At 73.1% G+C, this 17,983-nt stretch carries 24 protein-coding genes and 1 pseudogene; 10 read left to right on the top strand and 15 right to left on the bottom strand.

The genetic code is table 11. The features are described 5' to 3' along the window. Nucleotides 1-141 precede the first annotated feature (141 nt). A pseudogene (locus ACIQ6Y_RS00960) lies at nt 142-555 on the top strand (DUF4232 domain-containing protein); the annotation flags it as partial. 34 nt (nt 556-589) lie between these two features. On the opposite strand, the gene ACIQ6Y_RS00965 reads toward ACIQ6Y_RS00960, so the two are convergent. The 3 genes from ACIQ6Y_RS00965 to ACIQ6Y_RS00975 are packed head-to-tail and all read right to left on the bottom strand — an operon-like array spanning nt 590 to nt 2,610. Continuing rightward, nucleotides 590-1,558, bottom strand: a complete 969-nt coding sequence (locus ACIQ6Y_RS00965) for an aldo/keto reductase (RefSeq protein ID WP_404030979.1) — start codon at nt 1,556-1,558, stop codon at nt 590-592. A 50-nt stretch (nt 1,559-1,608) separates the two neighbouring features. Beyond that, nucleotides 1,609-2,139 (bottom strand): flavoprotein, encoded by a 531-nt coding sequence (locus ACIQ6Y_RS00970; protein ID WP_404030982.1) that lies wholly within the window; start codon nt 2,137-2,139, stop codon nt 1,609-1,611. Between the two features lie 9 nt (nt 2,140-2,148). Then, nucleotides 2,149-2,610, bottom strand: a complete 462-nt coding sequence (locus tag ACIQ6Y_RS00975) for a nuclear transport factor 2 family protein (protein WP_404030985.1) — start codon at nt 2,608-2,610, stop codon at nt 2,149-2,151. Nucleotides 2,611-2,702: 92 nt separating this feature from the next. Between ACIQ6Y_RS00975 and ACIQ6Y_RS00980 the strand changes: the two genes are divergently transcribed. Then, nucleotides 2,703-3,254: a TetR/AcrR family transcriptional regulator gene (locus ACIQ6Y_RS00980; RefSeq protein ID WP_404030988.1), complete on the top strand. Its 552-nt coding sequence runs from the start codon at nt 2,703-2,705 to the stop codon at nt 3,252-3,254. Between the two features lie 81 nt (nt 3,255-3,335). Here ACIQ6Y_RS00980 and ACIQ6Y_RS00985 read toward each other — a convergent pair whose 3' ends face one another. Then, entirely contained in the window at nt 3,336-3,767 is a 432-nt protein-coding gene (locus ACIQ6Y_RS00985; protein WP_404030991.1) for a nuclear transport factor 2 family protein, read from the bottom strand. Nucleotides 3,768-4,004: 237 nt separating this feature from the next. Here ACIQ6Y_RS00985 and ACIQ6Y_RS00990 point away from each other — a divergent pair, with 237 nt between their 5' ends. Further along, the gene (locus ACIQ6Y_RS00990) at nt 4,005-4,457 is read left to right on the top strand and encodes a nitroreductase family deazaflavin-dependent oxidoreductase (RefSeq protein ID WP_404030994.1); all 453 of its coding nucleotides are present in this window, start codon (nt 4,005-4,007) and stop codon (nt 4,455-4,457) included. A 120-nt stretch (nt 4,458-4,577) separates the two neighbouring features. Here ACIQ6Y_RS00990 and ACIQ6Y_RS00995 read toward each other — a convergent pair whose 3' ends face one another. Beyond that, entirely contained in the window at nt 4,578-5,495 is a 918-nt protein-coding gene (locus tag ACIQ6Y_RS00995; protein WP_404030997.1) for a cation diffusion facilitator family transporter, read from the bottom strand. 252 nt (nt 5,496-5,747) lie between these two features. Between ACIQ6Y_RS00995 and ACIQ6Y_RS01000 the strand changes: the two genes are divergently transcribed. Both ACIQ6Y_RS01000 and ACIQ6Y_RS01005 read left to right on the top strand, forming a co-directional pair. Next, on the top strand, nt 5,748-6,767 hold the full coding sequence (locus ACIQ6Y_RS01000; protein ID WP_404030999.1) for a glutathione S-transferase family protein: 1,020 nt from the start codon (nt 5,748-5,750) through the stop codon (nt 6,765-6,767). A gap of 18 nt (nt 6,768-6,785) precedes the next feature. Further along, nucleotides 6,786-7,091 carry a DUF4235 domain-containing protein gene (locus ACIQ6Y_RS01005; protein ID WP_404031002.1) on the top strand — a complete coding sequence of 102 codons (306 nt, stop codon included), beginning with the start codon at nt 6,786-6,788 and terminating at the stop codon, nt 7,089-7,091. 129 nt (nt 7,092-7,220) lie between these two features. Here the strand turns inward: ACIQ6Y_RS01005 and ACIQ6Y_RS01010 are convergent, their stop codons facing one another. Beyond that, complete coding sequence (locus tag ACIQ6Y_RS01010; RefSeq protein ID WP_404031004.1) at nt 7,221-7,688, bottom strand: pyridoxamine 5'-phosphate oxidase family protein; 468 nt, start codon at nt 7,686-7,688, stop codon at nt 7,221-7,223. A gap of 179 nt (nt 7,689-7,867) precedes the next feature. Then, on the bottom strand, nt 7,868-8,725 hold the full coding sequence (locus ACIQ6Y_RS01015) for a hypothetical protein (RefSeq protein WP_404031007.1): 858 nt from the start codon (nt 8,723-8,725) through the stop codon (nt 7,868-7,870). A gap of 238 nt (nt 8,726-8,963) precedes the next feature. Between ACIQ6Y_RS01015 and ACIQ6Y_RS01020 the strand changes: the two genes are divergently transcribed. Both ACIQ6Y_RS01020 and ACIQ6Y_RS01025 read left to right on the top strand, forming a co-directional pair. Then, on the top strand, nt 8,964-9,344 hold the full coding sequence (locus ACIQ6Y_RS01020; RefSeq protein WP_404031009.1) for an anti-sigma factor antagonist: 381 nt from the start codon (nt 8,964-8,966) through the stop codon (nt 9,342-9,344). A 94-nt stretch (nt 9,345-9,438) separates the two neighbouring features. Continuing rightward, on the top strand, nt 9,439-10,101 hold the full coding sequence (locus tag ACIQ6Y_RS01025; RefSeq protein WP_404031012.1) for a DUF4230 domain-containing protein: 663 nt from the start codon (nt 9,439-9,441) through the stop codon (nt 10,099-10,101). 15 nt (nt 10,102-10,116) lie between these two features. On the opposite strand, the gene ACIQ6Y_RS01030 is transcribed toward ACIQ6Y_RS01025, so the two are convergent. Genes ACIQ6Y_RS01030 through ACIQ6Y_RS01055 form a run of 6 tightly spaced genes read right to left on the bottom strand, consistent with a single transcriptional unit; the run spans nt 10,117 to nt 13,853 of the window. Further along, on the bottom strand, nt 10,117-11,874 hold the full coding sequence (locus ACIQ6Y_RS01030) for a complex I subunit 5 family protein (protein WP_404031014.1): 1,758 nt from the start codon (nt 11,872-11,874) through the stop codon (nt 10,117-10,119). Next, entirely contained in the window at nt 11,874-12,221 is a 348-nt protein-coding gene (locus ACIQ6Y_RS01035) for a sodium:proton antiporter (RefSeq protein WP_404031017.1), read from the bottom strand. Before ACIQ6Y_RS01035 ends, ACIQ6Y_RS01030 begins: the two co-directional genes overlap by 1 nt. 10 nt (nt 12,222-12,231) lie before the next feature. Then, nucleotides 12,232-12,972 (bottom strand): MnhB domain-containing protein, encoded by a 741-nt coding sequence (locus tag ACIQ6Y_RS01040; protein ID WP_404031019.1) that lies wholly within the window; start codon nt 12,970-12,972, stop codon nt 12,232-12,234. Continuing rightward, complete coding sequence (locus ACIQ6Y_RS01045) at nt 12,969-13,229, bottom strand: Na(+)/H(+) antiporter subunit B (protein ID WP_404031022.1); 261 nt, start codon at nt 13,227-13,229, stop codon at nt 12,969-12,971. The genes ACIQ6Y_RS01040 and ACIQ6Y_RS01045 overlap by 4 nt, the downstream gene beginning before the upstream one ends. Continuing rightward, the gene (locus ACIQ6Y_RS01050) at nt 13,222-13,674 is read right to left on the bottom strand and encodes an MrpF/PhaF family protein (RefSeq protein WP_404031025.1); all 453 of its coding nucleotides are present in this window, start codon (nt 13,672-13,674) and stop codon (nt 13,222-13,224) included. Before ACIQ6Y_RS01050 ends, ACIQ6Y_RS01045 begins: the two co-directional genes overlap by 8 nt. Then, a complete protein-coding gene (locus ACIQ6Y_RS01055; protein ID WP_404031028.1) occupies nt 13,671-13,853 on the bottom strand; it encodes a hypothetical protein in 183 nt (60 codons plus the stop codon). Before ACIQ6Y_RS01055 ends, ACIQ6Y_RS01050 begins: the two co-directional genes overlap by 4 nt. 206 nt (nt 13,854-14,059) lie before the next feature. Between ACIQ6Y_RS01055 and ACIQ6Y_RS01060 the strand changes: the two genes are divergently transcribed. Further along, complete coding sequence (locus tag ACIQ6Y_RS01060; protein ID WP_404031031.1) at nt 14,060-14,590, top strand: VanZ family protein; 531 nt, start codon at nt 14,060-14,062, stop codon at nt 14,588-14,590. Here ACIQ6Y_RS01060 and ACIQ6Y_RS01065 read toward each other — a convergent pair. Then, nucleotides 14,571-14,807, bottom strand: a complete 237-nt coding sequence (locus tag ACIQ6Y_RS01065; RefSeq protein WP_404031033.1) for a hypothetical protein — start codon at nt 14,805-14,807, stop codon at nt 14,571-14,573. The genes ACIQ6Y_RS01060 and ACIQ6Y_RS01065 overlap by 20 nt on opposite strands. Before the next feature lie 80 nt (nt 14,808-14,887). Next, nucleotides 14,888-15,367, bottom strand: a complete 480-nt coding sequence (locus tag ACIQ6Y_RS01070) for a hypothetical protein (protein ID WP_404031035.1) — start codon at nt 15,365-15,367, stop codon at nt 14,888-14,890. A gap of 98 nt (nt 15,368-15,465) precedes the next feature. On the opposite strand from ACIQ6Y_RS01070, the gene ACIQ6Y_RS01075 reads away from it, so the two are divergent. Both ACIQ6Y_RS01075 and ACIQ6Y_RS01080 read left to right on the top strand, forming a co-directional pair. Next, a complete protein-coding gene (locus tag ACIQ6Y_RS01075) occupies nt 15,466-16,500 on the top strand; it encodes a PHP domain-containing protein (protein ID WP_404031038.1) in 1,035 nt (344 codons plus the stop codon). A 327-nt stretch (nt 16,501-16,827) separates the two neighbouring features. Next, nucleotides 16,828-17,799 carry an SDR family NAD(P)-dependent oxidoreductase gene (locus ACIQ6Y_RS01080; RefSeq protein ID WP_404031041.1) on the top strand — a complete coding sequence of 324 codons (972 nt, stop codon included), beginning with the start codon at nt 16,828-16,830 and terminating at the stop codon, nt 17,797-17,799. Nucleotides 17,800-17,983 lie beyond the last annotated feature (184 nt).

Below are 17,983 nucleotides of genomic sequence, written 5' to 3' on the forward strand. Positions count from 1 at the left end.
GGATGAGTCGGGCGAGCGGGGGTACTTCGCCCCTGAACTCACGGGAGGTTGAGGTTCATGACCAGGACGATCCCGTTCGTCGTCGGCGCGGCGGTCCTCGGATGCGCCGTCGTTCTGCCCGGCTCCGCGGAGGGCCTCGCCGAAGGCCGGTGCCACACCGCCGAGTTGGCCGCGTCCGTCGGACGCAACGAACCCGGGGCGGGGCAGTGGAACTTCCCCGTCGTACTGACCAATGTGTCCGGCCGTACCTGCACGGTGTACGGCTATCCGGGCGCGGCCTTCGTCGACGCGGACGGCAGGCAGCTGGGCCCGGACCCCTCGCGGGAGGGCGGGGCGCCGGTGCGGGTGACTCTCGCGCCGGGTGACAGCGCGCGGGCCGGGTTGTCGTATGCCAACCCGGCCATCAGCGGGGCGCGGACCGCTGTGCCCCACTCGCTGCTGGTGACGCCGCCCGATGAGCGGAAGTCGCTTGTCGTGCACTGGACTTCGGGTGCCGTACCGGTGGGCGGGAACGAGTCGACCGTGTCGGTGACTGTGCTGCGCGGTTCGCCGTAGGCCGTCGGTCGCTGGGCGGCAGTTCCCCGCGCCTTTAGTGGCCGGCGATCGGATGGGGCGTGTACGGGGCCTCCAGCTCCTCCAACTCCTTCTCGGTGAGGTGGAGTTCGGCCGCCGCGACGGCGTCCTCGATGTGGTGGGGCTTGGACGCGCCGACGATCGGGGACGTGACCGGGGACTTGTGCAGGAGCCAGGCGAGGGCCACCTGGGCACGGGGTACGCCCCGGGACTCGGCGATGCGGGTGACGGCTTCCACGATGGCGCGGTCGCCCTCCTGGTAGAGGGTGCTGCCGAAGTCGTCGGTGCTGCTGCGGTCGGTGACGGTGCCCCAGTCGCGGGTGAGACGGCCGCGGGCGAGAGGGCTCCAGGGCAGGACGCCGACGCCCTGGTCGGCGCACAGGGGCAGCATCTCGCGTTCCTCCTCGCGGTAGAGGAGGTTGTAGTGGTTCTGCATGGAGACGAACCTCGTCCAGCCGTGCCGCTCCGCGGCGTGCTGCATCTTGGCGAACTGCCAGGCGTACATCGAACTCGCCCCGATGTAGCGCACCTTGCCCGCCTTCACCAGGTCGTGCAGGGCCTCCATGGTCTCCTCGACCGGGGTGTGCGGGTCGAAGCGGTGGATCTGGTACAGGTCGACGTAGTCGGTGCCGAGGCGCGCAAGGCTGTGGTCGATCTCGGTGAGGATGGCCTTGCGGGACAGCCCGGCGCCGTTGGGGCCGGGCCGCATCCGCCCGTTCACCTTGGTGGCCAGCACGATCTCGTCGCGGCGGACGAAGTCGCGCAGCGCCTTGCCGACGATCTCCTCGCTGGAGCCGTCGGAGTAGACGTTCGCGGTGTCGAAGAAGGTGATCCCGGCGTCCAGCGCCTGCCGGATCAGCGGCCGGGACGCCTCCTCGTCGAGCGTCCACTCGTGCACGCCCCGGTCGGGTGCGCCGTAGGTCATGCAGCCCAGACAGATCCGCGACACGTCCAGACCCGTCGAACCGAGCTTCACGTACTGCATCGTTGCTGCTCCCGTCGTCGGTGGTGGAGGTCCCAGGGGAGACTACGTCGTCAGTGCCCGAGCAGGTCCAGCGCCCTTCGCCAGGGGAACTCGGGGCGGCGGCCGTCGGGTCCGGGTTCGCCGGAGTAGGGCTCCCCGAAGCGCACGCCCATGGCGCGCAGGCGTATCAGGCTGTCCCCATAGGCGGGGTGGGCGGCCAGCGCGTCGGCCACGCAGGGCAGGACCGCGATGGGGACGCCCAGGCCGCAGGCCTCGTTGAGAGTGCCCAGAGCGAGGGTGTCGGCGATGCCGGCCGCCCACTTGTTGACGGTGTTGAAGGTGGCGGGCGCCACCACCACGGCGTCCGGCGGCGGGAAGGGCCGCGGGTCGCCGGGTGCGCGCCAGGCCGAGCGGATGGGGCGGCCGGTGAGCGTCTCGACGGCGGCCGTGTCGAAGAAGCCGTTCATCGCGGTGGGGGTGGCGAGCACACCGACCTCCCAGCCCTTCCGCTGGGCCGCACCGATGAGTTCACCGACGCCCGAGGCGATGCCGGCGGCGCACACGACGACGTAGAGGAAGGGTCTCGCGGCCTGTTCGATCACCCGAAAACCCTACTGGAGCGGGAAGGACAGCCCGCGTTCGGTCTCCGGGCGCGGCCCGAGGATGCGGCGCTCGCTCTCCTCGATCGGCACATCGTCGATGGACGCCTCCCGACGGCTCATCAGGCCCTGCGCGTCGAACTCCCACAGCTCATTGCCGTACGACCGCCACCAGCGGCCCTCGGCGTCCTGGGACTCGTACTGGAAGCGGACGGCGATGCGGTTGCCGTCGAAGGCCCACAGGTCCTTGCGCAGCGCGTACTGCCGCTCGCGCGCCCACTTGTCGGTGAGGAACCGGGCGATCTCGGCGCGGCCGGTGAGGAAAGTGTCGCGGTTGCGCCACACGGAGTCCTCGGAGTAGGCGAGGGCGACCTTGTGCGGGTCGCGGGTGTTCCAGGCGTCCTCGGCGGCCTGCACCTTCTGTGCGGCGGTCTCCCGGGTGAAGGGCGGCAGGGGCGGTCGGGCGGCGGTCATGGCGTCCTCCGGTACGAGTCGGGGAGAACGAGCGTTCTCCCGCTGGCTGCTACCGTAGGAGAACGCTCGTTCTCACGTCAAGGAGTGACCCCATGGACAGCGCGACCGCACGGGAGAAGGCCCTGGACGCCGCGGAGGCCCTCTTCTACGGGCGCGGCGTGCAGTCGGTCGGCATGGACGACGTCCGCGCCGCCTCGGGGGTCTCGCTGAAGCGCCTCTACCAGCTCTTCCCTGCCAAGGAACAGCTGGTCGTGGCCTATCTGGAGCGCCGCGACACCCGCTGGCGCAGCCGCCTCGCCGATCACGTCGCCCGGCACCCCGACCCCGAGCGCCGCCTCCTCGCCGTCTTCGACTGGCTCGAGCTGTGGTTCGCCGAGCCCGGCTTCCGCGGCTGCGCCTGGATCAACGCGTACGGCGAACTGGGCGCGACCTCCCCCGCGGTGGCGGACCAGGTGCGCGCCCACAAGCGGGCGTTCCGCGCCTACCTCGAGGCCTTGGCGAGGGGTGCCGGCCGACCGGAAGAGCTGGCCGGGCAGCTCTTCCTCCTCGCGGAGGGCGCGATGGTGACGGCGGGTATCACCGGCTCGCCGGTACCGGCGAGCGAAGCCAGGAACGCCGCGAGGGCGCTCCTGGCGGCACCCTAGGGGCGCGGGGAACTGCGCGCCCCACCACAACCGACCCGCAGCCGCACGTCACGAGCAACCAGGCGGACGACGGGGCGAACCTCACTCGAACGCGCGGGCCACGGCCAGCGAGTCCTCGTACACGTGATGCCGCACGACCAGGCCATTCTCCACGCTCAGATGCAGCGCGAATCTGGCGCGATACGCACGCCCGGTCGCCTTGGAGGTCTGCCGGATCTCGCCGAGCACCACCGCGTCGGCCCCGTCCACGAGGATCCGCTCGACCCGCGTCGCGGCCCGCTCGGCGACATGGTGCTCGGCCAGCTCCCGGTAGTGCGCGGCCGCGTCCGCGCGGGTGGAGCGGTGCCTGATCCATGGCGTGGCCGCCCGCCCGTGCTCGGCCTCCGGCCAGTCCAGCCGCCAGTCCACGCGCTCGGCGTACAGCTCGGCGATACGGTCGGGGTCGCCCTGGCCGATGCGACGCAGCAGTTCCTCGACGACGGAGCGGGTGGTCGGTTCGGGGGTCGCGGTCATGGGGGTTCGCTCTCCTTCGGCCGGTGTCGCACGCGGGGATCACGACTGTGCCCGACCGGCACGCCCGGCGCGATCACGCCGGTGGCAATCACGCCGCACCCCGCACGCGCTCCGGCCTGCAGCGGTGGCCGAAAGCGGCCGCGGCCGAAGATGTTCGCGGTAGGGATGATTCCGGCGCCCGCGGTTGTTCCCGCACGGCGCCAGTGATGTGTACGCAAACCATCGGACGGAGTTTCCATGCCTCTTGAGGGCGAGTACGAACCGAGCCCGACCCAGTGGGTCCGCGAGCAGGTGGAGCTGTACGAGGGCTCCGGCGGCACCGAGGGAACGACCCTGTTCGACACCGGGCTGCCGGTCGTCGTCCTGACCAGCATCGGCGCGAAGAGCGGCAAGCTCCGCAAGACGCCGCTGATGCGGGTCGAGTACGAGGGCAGCTACGCCGCCGTCGGCTCGGTGGGCGGCGCGCCGAAGAACCCGGTCTGGTACGCCAACCTCAAGGCCGACCCGCGCGTGGAGCTGCAGGACGGCACGGTCAAGCAGGACATGAAGGCACGCGAGGTCAGCGGCCGGGAGCGGGACGAGTGGTGGGAGCGGGCCGTCGCGGCCTTCCCCCAGTACGCCGAGTACCAGCAGCACACCGACCGGACGATTCCCGTCTTCGTGCTGGAACCGGTCGACGGACAGCACTGATCACGCGCTGATCGAGCACTGATCACGTCGGATCCGGTCGGCGGACAGCGCTGATCACGCCGGAACCAGGATTTTCGGCGCGGGGGGCGCATGATCGCCGCCGTGCCGGGCATCCGGATGTCAGGCCCCGCCGCGTTCCCCCGTCGCGGCGGGGCTCTCCTGTGCCTCCCGGGCGGGCCGGTCGGTCACGTCGAGGAAGATCTGGTCGGCCTCCGGCACGGCCCGCGCGATCGAGCGCTTGATGCGTACGGCGACCTCTTCCACGCGCTCGCTGTCGATACCCGGCATGAGGTCGATCCGCGCGGCGACCAGCGTCGATTCGAGACCGGTCTGCATGGTGAACAGCGCCTCCACGCTGTCGATCTCCGGCTGTGCCGCCAGCAGGGCCCGGATACGGGCGCTCGCCTCCGGGTCGGCGGCCTGTCCGATCAGCCGGTCGCGGGCGTCGCGGCCGAGCCGGACGGCGACGAGGACGAGCAGCGCGCCGATGGCGAGCGAGGCCGCGCCCTCCCAGACTGCCTGACCGGTGGCGCGGTGCAGGGCCATCCCGGCGAAGGCCAGGGCCACGCCGATCACCGCCGTACCGTCCTCGGCGACGACCGTGCGCAGGGCGGGGTCGCGCAGGCCGTCGGCCATGCCGTGGACGCGCAGCTGGTACAGGGCCCGCACCAGGGAGGCGCCCTCGGCGACGAACGCCACGGCAAGGACGATCAGGCCGGCGGCGTAGCCCGTGAAGTCCTGCTGGGCGCCGCCGCGCAGGGCCTCGATGCCCTGGAAGAACGAGAAGCAGCCGCCGGTCACGAAGATCCCGACGGCCGCGAGCAGGGCCCAGAAGAAGCGTTCCTTGCCGTAGCCGAAGGGGTGGCGGCGGTCGGCCGGGCGGCGGCTGCGGCGCAGCGCGGTGAGCAGGAAGACCTCGTTCAGGCTGTCCGCGACGGAGTGGGCGGCCTCGGACAGCAGCGCCGGTGAGGCGGCGGCGAGGCCGCCGACCACCTTGGCGGCCGCGATCACCAGGTTCGCGGCGAGGGCCACCAGCACGGTGACACGGGTCCGGCGGTCGGCTTTCCGGGTCGGGGGCGGGGTCGGAGCCGTGGGCGTGCTCGGGGTTGTGGGCGGGCTCGGGGTTGTGGGCGGGCTCGGGGTTGTGGGCGTGCTCGTGGTCGTAGGCGTGGTCCTGGACGTATCGCTCACCCCCGGCGACTGCCCCGCCCCGTGCGGATCACACCGTTCCGGTCGGCGAAACGGGGTACCCGGGCCGACAGAAGCCGTGTGGTGGGGAGGAAGGCCGTGATGAGCGACACCGGCGAGGGCAACAGCGCGTACGGCAGGAGGGACTTCAAGCGGTCCAAGAGCCACTTCACCGACCGGATCACCGCCGACGGCCGGGACGGCTGGCCGGTGGAGCCGGGCCGTTACCGGCTGGTGGTGAGCCGCGCCTGTCCGTGGGCGAGCCGGGCGGTGATCGTCCGCCGGCTGCTGGGCCTCGAGGACGCCCTGTCGATGGCGATCGCCGACCCGATCCAGGACGACCGCAGCTGGCGCTTCACGCTGGACCCGGACGGACGCGACCCGGTGCTCGGCATCCGTTTCCTCAGCGAGGCCTACGACCGCCGGGAGACGGACTACCCGGGCGGGGTGAGCGTGCCCGCGGTCGTGGACGTGCCCAGCGGGAAGCTGGCCACCAACGACTACCAGCAGCTCACCCTGGACCTCGCGACCGAGTGGACGGCCCTGCACCGGGAGGGGGCGCCGGAGCTCTACCCCGAGCGGCTGCGGGACGAGATCGACAGCGTGATGGCGGACGTCTACGAGGACGTCAACAACGGTGTGTACCGGGCCGGTTTCGCCACCGGGCAGGAGGAGTACGAGTCCGCCTGCGCGGCGGTGTTCCGGCGGCTGGAGCTGCTCTCCGCGCGGCTGGAGCGGCAGCGGTACCTCGTCGGCGACACGATCACCGAGGCGGACGTCCGGCTGTTCACCACGCTGGTGCGGTTCGACGCCGTCTACCACGGCCACTTCAAGTGCAATCGCTGGAAGCTGGCGGAGGACCCGGTGCTGTGGGCGTACGCGCGTGACCTGTTCCAGACGCCCGGCTTCGGGGACACCGTCGACTTCGACCACATCAAACGGCACTACTACCGGGTCCACACCGGCATCAACCCGAGCCGCATCGTGCCGCTCGGGCCCGACCTGTCCGGCTGGGCGACCCCGCACCGCCGGGAGGAGCTGGGCGGACGCCCCTTCGGCGACGGTACGCCGCCCGGCCCGGTCCCGGCCGCCGAGAAGGTCCCCTCGGCGGGCCGGCCCTGACCCCTGAAAGGAGCCTCCGTGGCCAAGAAGCAGAAGAAGCAGAAGCTGCCGCTGGCGTACAAGCCGCTCGGCTTCGTCCTCGGCTATGCCGGCGGTACCCTCTCCGGACTCGCCTTCCGCCGTACGTGGCGGGCCATCCGGCACGAGGACAACGCCCCCGACCCGCTCGACCGCGACCGCGGCTGGGGCGAGATCCTGCTCGCCGCGGCCATCCAGGGGGCCATCTTCGCCGCCGTCCGCAGCGCCGTGGACCGTGGCGGCGCCAAGGCCATCGAACGCTCCACGGGCGTCTGGCCGGGCGACCCCAAGGAGGGCCGCGCGTAGGCCTCCGGCCGTTCGACACCGCCGCCCGCCGTACGGGCCTGGACGTGTGCGCGACCGCGGGCCGTGGTGGGTTGCTCGCGCAGTTCCCCGCGCCCCTTGGGGACATGCCCTGAAGGGCGTGGGGAACGCTCAGCCGGCCATCAGCCAGGTTCCGTTGCTCATCAGCTCCCGGCCGTCGAGCTCGGTGCCGCCGCGCCAGCTCTGGATGCGGACCGGCCGGACGCGGAAGTACAGGTAGGGCGTGGACAGTTGCCGCGGGTCGAAGCCGGTCCTCGTGGCGAAGAGGTCGGCCTCCTCCTCGGACAGGTCGGCCGGGGCGACCGTGTCGGCGGTGCCCTCCACCAGAACGGCGTCCCGCGTCTCCCCCACCCCGAGCCGCACGCTGCCGTTCGCGGCCAGGTTCCGCCCGGTGCGGGAACCTTCCGGCGTGGCGATCAGCACGGTCGTCCCGTCCCAGATGAACGACAACGGCACGAGATAGGGCGCACCCGGCTCCTCCCCCGCCGTGGCGACCCATGCGTCCCCGCCCTCCTCCAACCGCCCCAACGCCTCCCGCAACCGCGGCTCACCCGGCCGCACCGGCTCCGCACCACTCATGGGACCACCTCCAGCTGCACCGACACCCCCTCCTCCCCAGTCTGCCCCCGCGCCCTGGCCCACCCCGGCACCACACAAGGTGGCCGTACGGTGTCGATGCCCGGTGCCGTCTTTTCACCCTGGCGGGTGATCACTTCTCGGTCATTCGCAGGAACCGGCAGCCCCTCACCGGCAGCCCCTCACCGGCAGCCGAAGTCCTCGCTCACCCGAGGCCACGCCTCCACCCCGTCCGAGCTGCGGACGTACAGGTACGTCGGGTCGGTGGTGTGCCAGAGGGTGTGGTCGCTCTGGTGGTAACCGAGGGGCCGGGCGTCGGTCGGGAGGGTGGTGCGGGGGACGTAGGGGGCGGTGAGGGTGCCTTCCGGGAGGACCTTCTCCGGGTCCCGGGCGTACGTGGCGTCGGCCAGGGCGATGAAGTCGGCGGACTGCCAGTCGCAGTGGGACGGGCCCGAGTAGCTGTGGATCTCGGTGTAGGGCAGGCGGTGGCCGGTGGAGTCGGTCCACAGGGTGTAGGGGCGGTCGGCCAGGTAGCTGTCCGGGAGTTCGGAGGGGTCGCAGGCGGCGCTGGTCTCGGGGCCCCAACCGGGGGCGTTCGGTCGGTCCTTGGCGACGACGACGGCGACCTTGGTGCGGCCGTCGACGTCGAGGGAGAACAGCACCCGGTCGCCCTCCTCGCGCTCGACCCGGTAGCCGTGGCGCGGCACGTCCGGCTGCTCGATGTCGAAGTAGGCCTCCAGGCCCTCCTCGGGCGTGTCCCCGCCGTCGCCCTCGCTCCACCGCTCGCCCGGGCCGCCGGAGAAGATCTCCCCCTCGCACTCCAGCGCCCGTCCCGCCGCGCCGGACTCGATCCGCACGGCCCGCTGACTGTCCTCGTCGAGGTTCCTGGCCGGAACGTGCAGCGGCCCGCGGTACGGCGTGACGGGCGGGGTCCCCGTGACGACGACGTCCTCGCCGCCCGCCCCGCACCCCGTGACCAGGCCCGTCACGGCCGCGGTCAGGACCAGTCCCGCCCCCGCCGCCCGAAACGCTCCGCGCATGTCCCGCCCCTGTCCCTCGCCGCTGTGTCCCTCCTACGACGCCGCGGTGGCCGGAAGCGTTCGACCCCGTCGGCCGTCCTCCCGGCGGGCTCTTCGAACCGCGGGTGAACGCCGAGGACGATCTCCGCCGCAATTCGGCGACATATGTCAACCGAACATGCTGCAATACATGCGTTCGAGGGTAACTTGCGGGGCAGTAACAGGACTTGGGACCGCCCGGGCAGGAGGCGAAGTCGTCGTGCAGCAGGAACCCGCGCCGCTCACCCGGCATCTCCGTGTCCGGGGCGAGCGGGGCTACACCGTTCTGGAGTTCCGCGGTGAGATCGACATCGCCGCCGCGGCGGAGATCCTGCCGCACCTGGACGCCGCCACGGGGACCCCCGGAGCCCGGGTCGTGCTCGACCTGCGCCCCACCGAGTTCTTCGACTGCTCCGGACTGCGTCTGCTCGCCCGGGCCAGAACCCGGGTGCTCGACGGGGACGGGCGACTGCACCTGGTGTGCACCGACCCGCTGACCCTGCGCGTCCTGCGGGTCACCGGCATGGCCCGGCTGCTGCCCCCGCGGCCGACGCTGGATGCGGCCCTGGAGCAGCCCGAGACGACGTCCGGCAACTTATGAGCCCCTCCCCCGCCACCCCTCCACTGCGCCAACTCATCGGTCTGGAAAGGCTGATGACGGGCATCCGAGAAGGAGGGAAGGAAGGGGGTACCCCGTGACGACGACCCGTGCACATGCCTCCCGCCGCCCGCGGGGCTGGGCCTGGGCGGCCGGCGCCGTGGTGCTGGTGCTCGCGCTGCTGGCCGCCGGGCTCGGCCTGAGCGCGCTGCCGGGGCTGAGGGACGTCTTCGGCACCGAGACCCGGGACCGGACCGGACCCGCCCTGCTGGAGTCGATCCAGGACCTCAGCCGCTACGAGGCCGCCTCGGGCACCTTCCAGGTGGTGGTGGACCTGGAGAAGGACGCCCGGTTCCTGCCGGACGCGGTCCGCGGCACCCGCACGCTGTACGTCGGCGCGGGCTCGGTCGACGCGTACGTAGATCTCGGCAAGGTCGGCGCGGACGACGTGCAGGTCGACGAGGACCGCACCTCGGCCACGCTGCACCTGCCGCACGCCGCCCTCGGCAAGCCCGCCCTCGACCCCGACCGCTCCTACGCCGTCTCCAAACAGCGCGGCCTGCTGGACCGGCTCGGCGACCTGTTCTCCGACAACCCGAACGGCGAACAGGCCGTACAGCAGCTCGCGGTGCGGCACATCGCGGACGCGGCGAAGGAGAGCGGGCTGACCGCACGCGCCGAGCGCAACACCACCGACATGCTGCAAGGGCTGCTGCACTCCTTGGGGTTCAGCCGGGTGCGGGTCACGTACGGCCCCTGACCCTCGCCTGCCCCCTCACCCCGACAGCAGCCCCGGCACCGTGAGCGCCGCCAGCAGCGCCGCCCCCGCCACCAGCCAGGCCACGTAGTCCCCGACGTGCCCGGACTGGAGCTTGCGCAGCGGCAGCGCCCAGCCCGGTGCCGACAGGGCCCTCGGCCGCAGGACCGCCGTGGCGGCGAGCCCGGCCGCGAGCGTCGTCGAGACCAGGCCGAGCAGAATCCCGGCGCCGCTCCAGTGCACCGGCACGGCCGGCGTGCCGGGCCGGGCCGCGGCGACCGCCCGGGCGACGACCTCGCCGAAGCCGGGCACGCCCACCGCGAGCGCGGCCGCCAGCAGCACCGCGGGGACGGCCGTCATGGTGTCGGGGACCCGGCGCAGCAGCCGCTCGGTCTCGGGCCGCTCCCCCGCGCCGGTCGTCTCGTAGGCGTCGTCCTCCTCGGGCGCCGGGCCGAGCCCCAGGAACACCCGGGCGGCGACTCGCAGCACCGCCCCTGCGGTGACCGCGGAGGCCAGGACGTACAGGACGGTGAGCGGTCCGCCGGCCGCCTCCTCCGTGACGGCCTTGCCGAGTGCGGTGCCGAAGGGCGGCAGGCCCGCGAGCGCCAGCGCGCCGGCCGCGAACAGCACGGCGACACCGGGCAGTCGCCGGGCCCGGCCGTGCAGCGCGTGCTCGTCGACGCTGCCGTAGCGGTCGAGGAGGATGCCGGTGCAGGCGAACAGGGCCGCCTTCACCCCGGCGTGCCCGAGGACGTACAGCGCGACGCCCTCGGCGGCGCCGGGCTTCAGCACGCCGATGCCGACCAGGAACAGTCCGGTGTGGGCGACGGTGGAGTAGGCCAGCAGCCGCTTGATGTGCCGCTGGTACCAGCACATCACCGCGCCGACCACTGCCGTCAGCACGCCCAGCACGACCAGGACACGCGTGAGTTCGGCCGCCGGTACGCCGCCCGGGCCCGCGAACACGCTGCCGTAGACCCGCCATACGCCGTACACGCCGAGCTCCACCACGGAGCCGGACAGCAGCATGCACACCGGGGTCGGGGCGACCGCGTGGGCGTCGGGCAGCCAGAAGTGGAAGGGCACGGCGGCCGCTTTGACCAGCAGGCCGGTCAGGACGAGGACGAAGCCCGCGAGGACCAGCGCGTCCGGCTCGCCGCGCGCGTCCAGCTCGCGCCCGATCCGGTCCATCGCCAGCTCGCCGGTACGGCCGTACAGCAGGCCGATCCCCATCAGCATCGCGTATGCGCCGAGGGAGGTGACGACGGCGAAGGTCAGCGCGCCCTGCACGGCCCGCGCCTCCTCGACCCGGTAGCCGGTCAGCGCGTACGCCACGACGCTCATCAGCTCGAAGAACACGAACGCGTTGAACAGGTCACCGGCGACGGCGAAGCCACACATGCCCGCCTGGAAGACCAGCAGCAGGGCGGGGAAGGAACCGGCGTGCCGGCGGGGCGGTTCGTCGAAGTAGTGCCAGGAGTACGCCAGTGCGGCCAGGGTCAGCAGCGAGGCGAGGGCGGCGAGGCCGAGCCCGGGGCCGTCGCCGACCAGGACGATGCCGACGGTCGTGCCGTCCTTCGGGGTCCAGCCGCCGGCCCATTCGGTCATCGGCGGCGAGGAGTTGAGCAGCAGCACCAGCGCGAGGGCGGCGGTGGCGGCGGAGACGACACAGCCGGCGGCCTCGGCGGCGAACCGCGGCAGCCGCCGGCCCCCGGCGACCAGCAGGGCGGCGCCGAGGAGCGGGACGGCCACGAGCAGGGGCAGGAGTCGGTGCATCAGCCGCGCAGCTCCGACAGCTCGTCCGGGTCGAGGGTGCCGTGCCGCTTGGCGACCTGCACGACCAGCGCGAGCAGCAGGGCGGTGACGGTGGCCCCGACGACGACGTCGGTCAGCGCCAGCGCCTGCACGACCGGGTCGACGACCGGGCGCGAGCCCGGCTTCAGGTCGGAGTGGACGGGCGCGGTGGCCCCGTCGCGGTAGCCGACGGCCAGCAGCAGGACGTAGGTGGCGGCCTGGCACACGGACAGACAGCCGACGGCGTGGATGAGGTTGCGGCTGGTGGCCAGGCCGTAGCAGCCGGCCAGGAACACCCAGACGGACACCAGGTAGGGCAGTACGTCCATCACGGCGGGCTCACCTCTCCTTCCCCTCCTCGATCTCGACGGCCTGGTCCAGGAAGTGGGCGATCAGCACGACGACCGCGCAGGCGACCTCCATGCCGACGGCCGCGTTCAGCAGCGGGACCGTGCCGCCGGAGGAGAGCGTGTTGAACGTGCCGTACGACAGCAGGGTGTTGGCGAGGAACGCGGTGCCGCCGAGGAGCCCGGCCAGTCCGAGAACCGTGTACGCGGAGGCGGCCAGCGCGTCGCCGACCTCGTACAGGCCGAGGGGGCGGACGCGTTCCAGGGCGCGGTAGTCGGCGCCCAGGTAGAGCAGGTGCAGGGAGGTGGCGGCCACCACGCCGCCCTGGAAGCCGCCGCCGGGGCTGAGCTGGCCGTGGGCGATCACGTAGAGGCCGATGAGCAGGGCGACGGGCAGGACGGTGAGGGCGTAGCGGCGTACGGGCGCGCAGACGTCGGCGGGTTGGGGCCGGGCGCGGTGCTCGTCGCGGGTCTGACGCAGCAGCACGACGCAGCCGACGACGGCGGCGAACAGGATGGACAGTTCACCGAGGGTGTCGAAGGCGCGCTGGTCGAAGTTGACGGAGGCGACGGTGTTGGCGGTGTGCCGGGCGAGGGAGGCGCGTACCGCCCGGTCGCCGTAGGGGTGGTGGTCGCCGCCGAAGCGGGGCAGTTCGAGGCAGGCGGCGACCAGCAGCACGGCGAGCCCCGCGCCGCCCGCGAGGACGAGCCACAGCCGCAGGCGCCGGCTCACCGCGGCCCCTCCCTGTCCCGGGCGCGCCGCCGCACCTTGCGCACCGTCAGCAGAAGCAGCAGCGGCGTGACGGCGGTCCCGACGGCGAGCTGGGAGAGGCCCACGTCGGGTGCCTGGAGCACGGTGAACAGCACGGCGAGCGCCAGCCCGAGCACGGACAGCACCAGCGCCTGCCGTACGGGGTCCCGCACGGCCACGGCGGCGGTCGCGGCGGCGGCGACGCCCAACAGGGTGACGGCGACGACGACGTCAGCCACGGCGCACCCCCCGGAAGCCGCCCGCCAGGGCCCGGGACGCGATCAGGTTTCCGCCGATCAGGAGGGCGCCGGTGACCAGGAGTTTGACGGTCTGGCGGCCGGGGCTCCGGGCCAGGCACAGGGCCAGCACGACCCCCGCGCCGAGTGCGGCGAGGGCCCAGGTGGCCCGCCAGGCGCGGGGTGGGTCGGCGGCGAGGTCGTCGGCGAGGAGGCGGGCGAAGACGAGGGTGCCGACCGGGCCGAGGACGGCGAGAACCAGCGCGACATCGACGTAGGAGGGGCGGTCGTAGCCCTGGGCGAGGAGCAGCAGGCCGGGGCAGAGGGCGGCGGTGGCGAGGTTCTGGGCGACGACCCGGCGCGGCAGCGGCCCGGTCGTCACGCCCCACAGGGCTCCGGCGAGGCCGCCGCCGAGGACGACGGCCGCGGCCCAGGTCCAGCCGTTCACGGGCGGGTCACCGCCCGGCGCGCCGCCCCGGCCGCGAGCGCTCCGACGGCCGAGGCACCTGCGCCCACGGCCAGTTCGAGCGGGTCCACCGTGCCGATCAGGACCAGCCACAGCGCCGCGAGCACCGTCCACCAGACCAGGAACTCGGCCACGGCGAGCAGGCTCGTACGCCGGGTCATGGACGTCACCCCTCCGCGTGCACGGTTCGTCACTGCGCGTCATCCAAGCACCGCCGCGAACGGCGCAGGCGGCGGCGCGCGCGGGTCACAGCCCGGAGTGCCCCGACGGCGGGAAAGGAAACGGCGTGCGCCCGGGCCGCGGCATGCGGCCGCCGGTCCGGGGTAACCGGCTTACCACGCAGGGAAGTTGAAGGTGGGAGGACTCCATGGCCCGTGTCGTGCCGTCGCTACGCGCACGTTCCAAGCCCCCGCCGGTCGAGGTGCGGCCCCTTCCCCTTCCCGTGCGGCTGCCGGCGATGCTGCTCGCCTTCGTGTGCATGGTGGCCTTCGCGGTGGTCCTGGCGCGGATCACCCTGGAGCCGTCCCCCGCCTCGGAGGCGCTGACGCACAGCAACCTGCACCTGGGCCGCTCGCTGCGCGCCTACGTCGAGCACGCCGGACCGGTGGACGCCGTACGGCAGATCGGCGGGAACGTGCTGCTGGGGGTGCCGTTCGGCGTGCTGGTGCCGGTGCTCGCGCCGGGCGCGCGCGGGATGCTGCGCGTGCTGCTGCTCACCGCGACGGTGATGCTGATGGTGGAGCTGGCGCAGGGCGCGATGGTCACCGGGCGCGCCTTCGACATCGACGACGTCCTGCTGAACACCACGGGCGCGCTGCTCGGCCACCTGCTGCTCGGGCGCCGGCTGGGCCGGGCCGTGCACGCTCGGCGGCACCGGGTCAGTGACGCGTCCAGGTGAACTTGTCGCCGCCGACCCAGCGGACCACGTCGGGGTCGTCCAGGTCGTGAACCGTGATGCCGAAGGCGGCGGCCGTCTCCAGCACGTCGGTGACGGCCCGGGCCTCACCGACCACCTCTCCGTCGATCTCCATGATCCGGAACGGCGGTGTGCCCGGCTGGACACCGAGCACCATGATCCGCGGATGGGAGATGTGGGGGCTCGAGATTTCGGTCATGTCATAGAGCGTAGAGCGGATCCGGCCACCATGACCGGTTCAGACGGGTGAGCTCGGTCCGCCCCTTCGGCCGGACGGCGTCATCCGCCGAGCAGCTCCAGGACCGCCGCCTCCACGGCGCCATGGGTGGCCGGACGGCCGTAGCGGCCGTGCTCGCCGAGCCGGGAAAGCGTGTCCCCGTGCAGCTCGTGCCAGCGGCGCCGCTCCCAGTAGGCCAGCAGCCGCTCCCCGCCGCGCGGACGGCGCAGCAGCGCCCGTACGACGCTGTGGACCTGCTCGTCCACCAGGGCGCGGACGATCTCGGTGCCGCCCTTGGCGGGCAGCTGAACGCGATCTCCTCGGTACAGGCACTGCCGGCGGCCGGCGTCGTCGGTGCCGACGGCCTGGAGGTGGCCGCCCGGCCAGGGGCAGATCCAGACGTCCTGCCACGCGGGCAGGATGACCAGGGCGCGGATGCGGGCGAGCTGGCCGGGGTCGGTGAGCGGCTCACCGGCACTGTCCCGGTGGCGGAAGCCGCGCCCGCAGCGCACCCGGGTGAACTGCGGGCGGTCACAGGACACGGTGCGCAGTCTCAGGGCTCCGGGAAGCACCCGCGCGCCCGGCCCGCAAACGGGTGCGGTGCGCCGGTGCCCGGGCAACCCTGGAGGAGGAGGTGGCCATGGACCCCGTACAGGCACTGGAGCGGATCGCGTTCCTGCTGGAGCGGTCCCTCGCGCCCTCGTACCGCGTACGTGCCTTCCGTACGGCGGCCCGGACGCTGGACGCGCTGGGGCCCGAGGAGGTGCGGCAGCGGGCGGAGGCCGGGACGCTGGAGTCGCTCAAGGGCGTCGGCCCGAAGACGGCGCAGGTGGCGCGGGAGGCGCTGGCCGGTCAGGTGCCCGGGTATCTGGTGAAGCTGGAGGAGGAGGCGGTGGAGGCCGCGGTGGCGCCCGACCGGGTGGGCGCGGAGCTGCGGGCGCTGCTGCGCGGCGACTGCCATCTGCACTCCGACTGGTCGGACGGCGGCAGCCCGATCGAGGAGATGGGCCGGGCCGCGGCCGCGCTCGGCCATGAGTGGGCCGTCCTCACCGACCACTCGCCCCGCCTCACCGTGGCACGCGGGCTGTCCGCACAGCGCCTGCGCGAGCAGCTGGACGTGGTGGCCGAACTGAACCGCACCTGGGCGCCGTTCCGGCTGCTGACCGGGATCGAGTGCGACATCCTCGAGGACGGCTCGCTGGACCAGGAGCCGGAGCTGCTGGACCGGCTCGACGTGGTCGTCGTCTCCGTGCACTCCAAGCTGCGGATGGACGCCCGCTCGATGACCCGGCGGATGGTGCGGGCCGTCACCGATCCGCACGCCGACATCCTCGGGCACTGCACCGGGCGGCTGGTGACCGGGCGGGGGCGGCCGGAGTCGGAGTTCGACGCGGAGGAGGTGTTCGCCGCGTGCGCGGAGGCCGGTACGGCCGTGGAGATCAACAGCAGGCCGGAGCGGCTCGACCCGCCGCGGCGGCTGCTGCGGCAGGCGGTGGACGCGGGTGTGCTGTTCTCGATCGACACCGACGCGCACGCGCCCGGTCAGCTGGACTGGCAGATCCTCGGGTGCGCCCGCGCGGAGGAGTGCGGGGTGCCCGCCGACCGGGTGGTGACCACGTGGCCGGTTGAGCGGCTGCTGGAGTGGACGCGGTCGGGGGCGTCGCGGCCGGGGTGACCGGGATCACCCTGGATGTCGGCCTTCTCCGGAACACCGAGGGGTGGTTGTCCGTTGAACAGTCCGTGGGTGCGGGCGGGACAGTGTCCCCGGGCCTCACCTTTTGCCCACAGGGACGATCGTTCGGCTGAAGCCCTGTGGAGCCTTTCGCCGAGAGGCGACCGCCGTCCGCACCCACCACAGAGCCGCCCCGGCCGCGATTCCCCCGTCGTGGCCGGGGCTTTCCCTTGCGCGTGGTGACGCAGTGGCCGGAATGTGGTGACGCAGTGGCCGGAGCAGGGCCGCTTTCCTTGACTTCGAGCGCGCTCCAATTCGTAGCGTTCCGGCATGACCTCAGCGATCACACCGCAGCACAGCATCGACTCCGGATTCGGCGCCCGCAGCACCGCCGACGACGTCCTGAAGGGCATCGACCTCAGCGGCCGGCTCGCGCTGGTGACCGGCGGCTACTCGGGCATCGGCCTGGAGACCACCCGTGCCCTGGTGCGGGCCGGGGCCCGGGTCGTCGTCCCGGCCCGCCGCCCGGAGCTCGCCCGGGAGAACCTGGCCGGGGTAGACGGGGTCGAGGTCGAAGCGATGGACCTGGCGGACCTGGAAAGCGTGCGTGCCTTCGCCGAGCGGTTCCTGGCCTCCGGGCGCGGCCTCGACCTGCTGATCAACAGCGCCGGGATCATGGCCTGCCCGGAGACGCGGGTGGGCCCCGGCCGGGAGCTGCAGTTCGCCACCAACCACCTCGGGCACTTCGCGCTCGTCAACCGGCTGTGGCCGGCGATCGAGCCGGGCGGTGCGCGGGTGGTGTCCGTGTCCTCCCTCGCCCACCACTTCTCCGCGATCCGCTTCCACGACCTCGACTGGCGCGAGGGCTACGACAAGTGGGGCGCCTACGGCCAGGCCAAGACCGCCAACGTGCTGTTCGCCGTGCAGCTGGACCGGCTCGCCCGGGACCGCGGTGTCCGGGCCTTCTCCCTCCACCCCGGCGGCATCCTCACGCCGCTCCAGCGCTATCTGCCGCAGCAGGAGATGATCGACCGCGGCTGGATCGACGCCGACGGCAACGTGCTCGACCCCGACGCCTTCAAGACCCCGCAGCAGGGCGCTGCGACCCAGGTCTGGGCCGCGACCTCGCCGCAGCTCGACGGCATGGGCGGCGTCTATCTGGAGGACTGCGACATCGCCGGGCCCGCTCCCGCGGACGGCTCCGAGCTGGTCGGCGTCAAGGACTGGGCGATCGACCCGGAGCAGGCGGCCCGCCTGTGGACCGTGTCGGCCGAGCTGACGGGCGCGAACGCCTTCGCGTGACGGGGCTGAGCTGCGTCTCCCGACGGGCCTGAGCTCCTTCGCCTGACGGGCGTGAGGCCGCTCGCATGACGGTCTGAAGGCCTTCACCTGACGGCCCCTGGCCACGCGGCCACGCCGCCGCCCTGCCACGCCGCCGTGCCGCCGTCCGCGTTCGGCCCGCTCGCGCCGGGTACTCGGTGTTCCC

The organism is Streptomyces sp. NPDC096205 (genome assembly GCF_044763135.1).
Lineage (GTDB): Bacteria > Actinomycetota > Actinomycetes > Streptomycetales > Streptomycetaceae > Streptomyces.

Bases quoted from the DNA above. Each gene is read 5' to 3' on its own strand.
- ACIQ6Y_RS00965 (WP_404030979.1), bottom strand. From the start codon at position 1,558: ATGCAGTACGTGAAGCTCGGTTCGACGGGTCTGGACGTGTCGCGGATC.
- ACIQ6Y_RS00975 (WP_404030985.1), bottom strand. From the start codon at position 2,610: ATGACCGCCGCCCGACCGCCCCTGCCGCCCTTCACCCGGGAGACCGCC.
- ACIQ6Y_RS00980 (WP_404030988.1), top strand. From the start codon at position 2,703: ATGGACAGCGCGACCGCACGGGAGAAGGCCCTGGACGCCGCGGAGGCC.
- ACIQ6Y_RS00985 (WP_404030991.1), bottom strand. From the start codon at position 3,767: ATGACCGCGACCCCCGAACCGACCACCCGCTCCGTCGTCGAGGAACTG.
- ACIQ6Y_RS00990 (WP_404030994.1), top strand. From the start codon at position 4,005: ATGCCTCTTGAGGGCGAGTACGAACCGAGCCCGACCCAGTGGGTCCGC.
- ACIQ6Y_RS01000 (WP_404030999.1), top strand. From the start codon at position 5,748: ATGAGCGACACCGGCGAGGGCAACAGCGCGTACGGCAGGAGGGACTTC.
- ACIQ6Y_RS01010 (WP_404031004.1), bottom strand. From the start codon at position 7,688: ATGAGTGGTGCGGAGCCGGTGCGGCCGGGTGAGCCGCGGTTGCGGGAG.
- ACIQ6Y_RS01015 (WP_404031007.1), bottom strand. From the start codon at position 8,725: ATGCGCGGAGCGTTTCGGGCGGCGGGGGCGGGACTGGTCCTGACCGCG.
- ACIQ6Y_RS01030 (WP_404031014.1), bottom strand. From the start codon at position 11,874: ATGCACCGACTCCTGCCCCTGCTCGTGGCCGTCCCGCTCCTCGGCGCC.
- ACIQ6Y_RS01035 (WP_404031017.1), bottom strand. From the start codon at position 12,221: ATGGACGTACTGCCCTACCTGGTGTCCGTCTGGGTGTTCCTGGCCGGC.
- ACIQ6Y_RS01055 (WP_404031028.1), bottom strand. From the start codon at position 13,853: ATGACCCGGCGTACGAGCCTGCTCGCCGTGGCCGAGTTCCTGGTCTGG.
- ACIQ6Y_RS01060 (WP_404031031.1), top strand. From the start codon at position 14,060: ATGGCCCGTGTCGTGCCGTCGCTACGCGCACGTTCCAAGCCCCCGCCG.
- ACIQ6Y_RS01065 (WP_404031033.1), bottom strand. From the start codon at position 14,807: ATGACCGAAATCTCGAGCCCCCACATCTCCCATCCGCGGATCATGGTG.
- ACIQ6Y_RS01075 (WP_404031038.1), top strand. From the start codon at position 15,466: ATGGACCCCGTACAGGCACTGGAGCGGATCGCGTTCCTGCTGGAGCGG.
- ACIQ6Y_RS01080 (WP_404031041.1), top strand. From the start codon at position 16,828: ATGACCTCAGCGATCACACCGCAGCACAGCATCGACTCCGGATTCGGC.